A 6,000-nucleotide genomic window follows, 5' to 3' on the forward strand; every position below is an offset into this window, starting at 1 on the left:
TCTGCTACAACCCGTTTGACGTCTCTTACTTTCCTGCAACCCAGCCCAGTAATCTTTTGCTTCCTTTAATGCAAAAGAAACTGTCATCAAAATTCAAGCTTCATAGGAAATAAGACAATGGCTGAGCGTCAGAACGGTACCGTCAAGTGGTTCAATGACGAAAAAGGTTACGGCTTCATCACCCCAGAAAGCGGTCCGGATCTGTTCGTGCACTTCCGCGCTATCGAAGGTAACGGCTTCAAGAGCCTGAAAGAAGGCCAGAAGGTCACCTTCGAAGCAGTCCAGGGCCAGAAAGGCATGCAGGCTGACAAAGTTCAGGTCGCCGGCTAAGCCGAACCCGACTTCGAGAAAAGCCCCTGCCAAGTGCAGGGGTTTTTTTTTGCCCGTAGAATAGCGGCTTCGTTTTCTGGAGCCGTTTTGCATGTCCAAGCCTCTGCTCACACCCCAGGGTGATTTTCCGCCGGTCGGCCTGGGCCGGCGCCTGGCGGCGATGTTCTACGACTTCCTGCTGTGCACGGCGCTGCTGATCGTGACCGCTGGCGCCTACAAGATGATCCAGATGGCGATCATCGGCGAAGCCCGGATGCGTGAGCTGACCGAGGCTGGCGCACTGGACGGCGACCCGCTGCTGTCGACGGTGCTGCTGTTCGTCCTGTTCGGTTTCTTTGCCAAGTTCTGGACCCATGGCGGGCAGACCCTGGGCATGCAGGTATGGGGTGTGCGGGTGCAGAATGCCGATGGCACGGCCATCAGCCTGTGGCAGGCGCTGCTGCGCTTCGTGGTGTCGATTGCCTCGTGGCTATGCCTGGGGCTGGGGTTTTTCTGGGTGTTGATCGACAAGCGCAAGCGGGGCTGGCATGACATCTATTCGGAAAGCCAGCTGGTGCGGGTGCCTAAGCAGAAGAAATGAACTGAGACCTGTATTGCCTGTGCTGGCCCCTTCGCGGGTAAACCCGCTCCCACAGGTACAGCACAGGCATCACGAGCGGTGAGATTCCTGTGGGAGCGGGTTTACCCGCGAAAAGGCCAGCACAGGCGAACACCCATGAAAAAGCCGACCCTGAGGTCGGCTTTCTTGTACAGCTCAGGCCATCAACCTGCCCGGCGCAACAGCCACACGCCGGCCAGCGCACAGATGCCTGCCGGAATCACCACCGCCAGCAGCGGCGGGAAGCCGAACACCTGGCTCGAAGGCCCAAGCAGGTCCTGAGCGATGCGGAACACGAAGCCCACCAGTACACCGGTGAACACGCGCTGGCCGAGGGTTACCGAACGCAGCGGGCCGAAGATGAACGAAATGGCCATCAGCACCAGCGCCGCGGTCACCATCGGCTGCAACACCTTGGTCCAGAACGCCAGCCAGTATCGAGCATTGTTCAGGCCCTGGTCGGACAGGTAATGGATGTAGTCCCAAAGCCCGGTGATGGACAGCGACTCCGGCGCCAGGATCACGGTATTGAGCAATTGCGGCGTGAGCGAAACGTCCCAGCGCTCCTGCGGCGCGGTCACCACTTCGGTGTGGTCGCCCCGGAAGAAGGTGGTGCGCACGTCGCTGAGCATCCAGTGGTCGTCCTGGTACTGTGCACGGCGGGCAAAGCTCGAGGTGACGATCTTGCGCTCGCTGTCGAAGCGGTAACGGGTCACACCCAGCAGCAGGCCGTTAGGCTGCACGGCGTTGATGTGCACGTACTCCTCGCCCTGGCGGTGCCACATGCCGCGCTTGGAGCTTTGCGCATCACCGCCACCCTGGGCCAGGGAACGGTCGGCCTGGGCCTTGTTCTCGGTCACCGGCGCCACGTACTCGCCAATCAGCAGGCCGACCAGCATCAGCACCAGCATCGGCTTCATCACCGCCCACACGATGCGCCCGATGGAAACCCCGGCAGCACGCATGATGGTCAGTTCGCTGCTGCTGGCCAGGCTACCCAGGCCGATCAGGCAGCCGATCAAAGCAGCCATCGGCAGCATTTCGTACAGGCGCCGTGGTGCGGTCAGCAGGACGAAGTTGCCCGCCTCCATCACCGTGTAGGTGTCACTCAGGTCGCTCATCTCGTCGATGAAGGCAAACAGCGACGCCAGGCCGAGGATGATCCCCAGCACGGCGAGGATTGCCAGCAGCACGCTCTGGCCGATGTAGCGGTCGAGCTTACCCATGGGCCACCTCCGCACGACGGGCGGCGCGTTTGAGGCGCAGCGGCTCCCAGTACATCAGGCCCAGGCCGATCAGCAGGAACAGGCCGTGGACCCACCACATGCCCAGGGCGATCGGCACTTTGCCCTTTTCGAGGGCGCCGCGTACGGAAATCAGCATTGTCAGGTAGGCCATGTACAGAAGAATTGCCGGCAGCAGCTTGAGGAAGCGGCCTTGGCGCGGGTTGACCCGGGCCAGCGGCACCGCCAGCATGGTGACGATGAATACCAGGATGGGCAGCGACAGCCGCCACTGCAGCTCGGCACGCTCACGCAGGCCCTTCTTGCCGATCAGCTCGGAAGTGGGAATGGCTTCGCGATCGGTCACTTCCTCGGCGACTTCCGGCTTGGGCAGCAGCACCCCGTAGGTGTCGTACTTGATTGCACGGTAATCGGCCTGGCCCGGGTTGCCGTCGTAGCGGTAACCGTTTTCCAGTACCAGGTAACGGTTGCCGTCGGCCTGGATTTCCTGGTGGCCTTTTTCGGCAACCAGCACCGACGGGGCGCGGTCCTTGGTCTTGTCCTGGTTGAAGCGCTTCTCGGAGATGAACACCCCAGCCAGGTTGATGCGGTCGTCCGACAGCTCTTCGGTGTAGGTCACCCGCGAGCCGTCGCGCAGGGTCTGGAAGCGGCCCGGCACCAGGGTGTCGAACTCGGTCAGGGCATCCTGCTGGGCAATGATCTGCTGCACCTGGGCCACGCCCAGCGGTGCCAGGCTCAAGCTCAGCCACGCTACCAGCAGGGCGACCAGGGCGGCCGGCGCCATGGTCAGGCCCAGCAGGCGCTGCTGGCTCATGCCGGTGGCCGACAACACGGTCATCTCGCTTTCCAGGTACAAACGCCCGTACGCCAGGAGAATGCCGAGGAACAGCCCCAGAGGCAGGATCAGTTGCAGGAAGCCCGGCAGGCGGAAGCCCATGATCAGGAACAGCACGCTCGGGTCGAGCACACCCTGGGCAGCCTGGGCCAGGTACTTGATGAAGCGCCCACTCATGATGATCACCAACAGCACGGCGCTGACGGCGCTCAAGGTCACCAGGACCTCGCGGGACAGATAACGAAAGACGATCAAACCAGACACTCCTGGGTTGTCAGGGCGGACTGCCAATCAATGGCGCCAGACAATGACTTAGTACAGCCAAGACCAATGCCGGTTCGCCAAAGGCGAACCTCCATGTAAAGTGCGCGCATTATCCTGTGATTGACCGCCCCTGTCACTTCGCCGCGCATGAAGGCGCATAACGGGGTTGTCAGCACGCTTGCCGCAGGCTCAAACTGGCAGCTTTTCCGCTGGCGCGCGACGACGCGGCCAGGCCCGTCCAGAGCGCTGGAACACACAGCGCCGACTGTATCGATCATTCGGGGATCCTGACATGGAACTGGTTGTAAAAAGCGTAGCTGCTGCATCCGTAAAAACCGCCACCCTGGTCCTCCCGGTAGGTGAAAACCGCAAGCTCGGCGCCGTGACCAAGGCCGTCGACCAGGCCAGCGAGGGCGCCATCAGTGCCGTGCTCAAGCGTGGCGACCTGGCCGGCAAGCCGGGCCAGACCTTGCTTTTGCAGAACCTCGCGGGTCTGAAGGCCGAGCGCGTGCTGCTGGTGGGCAGCGGCAAGGACGAAGCCCTGGGCGACCGCGCCTGGCGCAAACTGGTCGCGAGTGTGGCCGGCGTGCTCAAGGGCCTGAATGGCGCTGACGCAGTGCTGGCCCTGGACGACATCGCGGTCAGCAACCGCGATGCCCACTACGGCAAGTACCGCCTGCTGGCCGAGACCCTGCTCGACGGCGAGTACGTGTTCGATCGCTTCAAGAGCCAGAAGGCCGAGCCGCGCGCCCTGAAGAAGGTCACCCTGCTGGCCGACAAGGCCGGCCAGGCCGAGGTCGAGCGTGCCGTCAAGCATGCCAGCGCCATCGCCACCGGCATGGCTTTCACCCGCGACCTGGGCAACCTGCCGCCCAACCTGTGCCACCCAAGCTTCCTGGCCGAACAGGCCAAGGATCTGGGCAAGGCGCACAAGGCGCTGAAAGTCGAAGTGCTGGACGAGAAGAAGATCAAGGAACTGGGCATGGGCGCGTTCTACGCCGTCGGCCAGGGCAGCGACCAGCCGCCACGCCTGATCGTGCTCAACTACCAGGGCGGCAAGAAGGCGGACAAGCCGTACGTGCTGGTGGGCAAGGGCATTACCTTCGACACCGGTGGCATCAGCCTAAAGCCTGGTGCCGGCATGGACGAAATGAAGTACGACATGTGCGGTGCCGCCAGCGTGCTCGGCACCCTGCGTGCGGTGCTCGAGCTGCAGCTGCCGGTCAACCTGGTGTGCCTGCTGGCCTGCGCCGAGAACATGCCGAGCGGCGGCGCCACCCGCCCGGGTGACATCGTCACCACCATGAGCGGGCAGACCGTGGAAATCCTCAACACCGACGCCGAAGGCCGCCTGGTGCTGTGCGACACCCTGACCTACGCCGAGCGCTTCAAGCCGCAGGCAGTCATCGACATCGCCACCCTGACCGGCGCCTGCATCGTCGCCCTGGGCAGCCACACCACCGGCCTGATGGGCAACAACGACAACCTGGTCGGCCAGTTGCTCGACGCCGGCAAGCGCGCCGACGACCGTGCCTGGCAGCTGCCGCTGTTCGATGAGTACCAGGAGCAGCTGGACAGCCCGTTCGCCGACATGGGCAACATCGGCGGGCCGAAGGCCGGCACCATCACCGCCGGCTGCTTCCTGTCGCGCTTTGCCAAGGCCTACGACTGGGCTCACATGGACATCGCCGGCACCGCCTGGGTCAGCGGTGGCAAGGACAAGGGCGCCACTGGCCGCCCTGTGCCCCTGCTGACCCAGTACCTGCTGGACCGCGCTGGCGCCTGACGCCGTGAAGCCGGTGGCGCACTGCGCGCCGCCGGCCGGCGATACCACCATGAGCAAAGTCGATTTCTACATCCTGCCCACCGACTCGCTGTCGGCGCGGCTCGATTTCGCCTGCAAGCTGTGCGAAAAGGCCTGGCGCCTCGGCCACCGGGTCTACCTGCATTGCCAGGACGCCGAGCAGCGCAGCGAGCTGGACCAACGTCTGTGGCGCTTCAAGGGCGAGGCCTTCGTGCCCCACGACCTCGCAGAGGTGCATGCCGATGCCTGCGTGGCATTGGGCCTGGCCGCCGACAGTGCAGGCGACCACCACGACCTGTTGATAAACCTGGGCGCCGATGTACCGGGCTTTGTCGGCCAGTTCGAACGGGTTGCCGAGATCGTCGTTGAAGAGCCTGGCATCCGCCAATCTGCCCGTGAACGATTCCGTTTCTACCGTGAACAGGGCTATGCTCTGCAAGACCACCGCTTACAGCGACTTTGACGACGATGGACAAACCCTCCCCCCTGCCCGATTCCGCCCATCTGCTCGATGACCTCGAGTCGATACGCCAGCTGCTTGGCGACGCCGACCTGCAACCACCGCTGCTGACAGAGACGGTGGAGCAGATCCCGTTGCTGCTGGAAGAAGCGCCCGGCAACCATGTTCCTGCGGCCGAACCGGTTGAGGCCGAGCCCGAAGACGACCCGCAGACCCGCCGCCAGGACACCCTGCTGCACCTGGAAAGCGAACTGCGCGCGGCGGCGCAGATGATCATGCAGGACGTGATCAAAGACTTCACCCCGCACATTGAGAACGAGATCAAGCGCCGGCTGGATGCGCGGATCGAGCGGTTGATCAAGCGTTCGGAGTAAAACTGAAATCCGGCGGCGCCTTCTTCGCGGGTAAACCCGCTCCCACAGGTACGGCGCAAGCTTCGAGACTTGCGCCGTACCTGTGGGAGCG

General features: G+C 63.4%; 7 protein-coding genes. 5 read left to right on the plus strand and 2 right to left on the minus strand.

Features of this window, described 5'->3' with window-relative positions:
- Positions 1–117: 117 nt before the first annotated feature.
- On the plus strand, positions 118–330 hold the full coding sequence (locus IRZ77_RS19165) for a cold-shock protein (RefSeq protein ID WP_003257941.1): 213 nt from the start codon (positions 118–120) through the stop codon (positions 328–330).
- Between the two features lie 91 nt (positions 331–421).
- The gene (locus IRZ77_RS19170; protein ID WP_046616978.1) at positions 422–910 is read left to right on the plus strand and encodes an RDD family protein; all 489 of its coding nucleotides are present in this window, start codon (positions 422–424) and stop codon (positions 908–910) included.
- 182 nt (positions 911–1,092) lie between these two features.
- Here IRZ77_RS19170 and lptG read toward each other — a convergent pair whose 3' ends face one another.
- Together lptG and lptF are read right to left on the minus strand one after the other, a co-directional pair.
- Complete coding sequence (gene lptG, locus IRZ77_RS19175; RefSeq protein WP_025337842.1) at positions 1,093–2,154, minus strand: LPS export ABC transporter permease LptG; 1,062 nt, start codon at positions 2,152–2,154, stop codon at positions 1,093–1,095.
- Positions 2,147–3,262, minus strand: a complete 1,116-nt coding sequence (gene lptF, locus IRZ77_RS19180; protein WP_196174136.1) for an LPS export ABC transporter permease LptF — start codon at positions 3,260–3,262, stop codon at positions 2,147–2,149. The genes lptG and lptF overlap by 8 nt, the downstream gene beginning before the upstream one ends.
- A gap of 301 nt (positions 3,263–3,563) precedes the next feature.
- On the opposite strand from lptF, the gene IRZ77_RS19185 reads away from it, so the two are divergent.
- Genes IRZ77_RS19185 through IRZ77_RS19195 form a run of 3 tightly spaced genes read left to right on the plus strand, consistent with a single transcriptional unit; the run spans position 3,564 to position 5,909 of the window.
- Complete coding sequence (locus tag IRZ77_RS19185; RefSeq protein ID WP_196174139.1) at positions 3,564–5,057, plus strand: leucyl aminopeptidase; 1,494 nt, start codon at positions 3,564–3,566, stop codon at positions 5,055–5,057.
- A gap of 49 nt (positions 5,058–5,106) precedes the next feature.
- Positions 5,107–5,538: a DNA polymerase III subunit chi gene (locus IRZ77_RS19190; RefSeq protein WP_046616982.1), complete on the plus strand. Its 432-nt coding sequence runs from the start codon at positions 5,107–5,109 to the stop codon at positions 5,536–5,538.
- 5 nt (positions 5,539–5,543) lie between these two features.
- Positions 5,544–5,909 (plus strand): hypothetical protein, encoded by a 366-nt coding sequence (locus tag IRZ77_RS19195; protein ID WP_046616981.1) that lies wholly within the window; start codon positions 5,544–5,546, stop codon positions 5,907–5,909.
- The last annotated feature ends 91 nt before the right edge of the window (positions 5,910–6,000 follow it).

It is taken from the genome of Pseudomonas pudica (genome assembly GCF_015680405.1).
Lineage (GTDB): Bacteria > Pseudomonadota > Gammaproteobacteria > Pseudomonadales > Pseudomonadaceae > Aquipseudomonas > Aquipseudomonas pudica.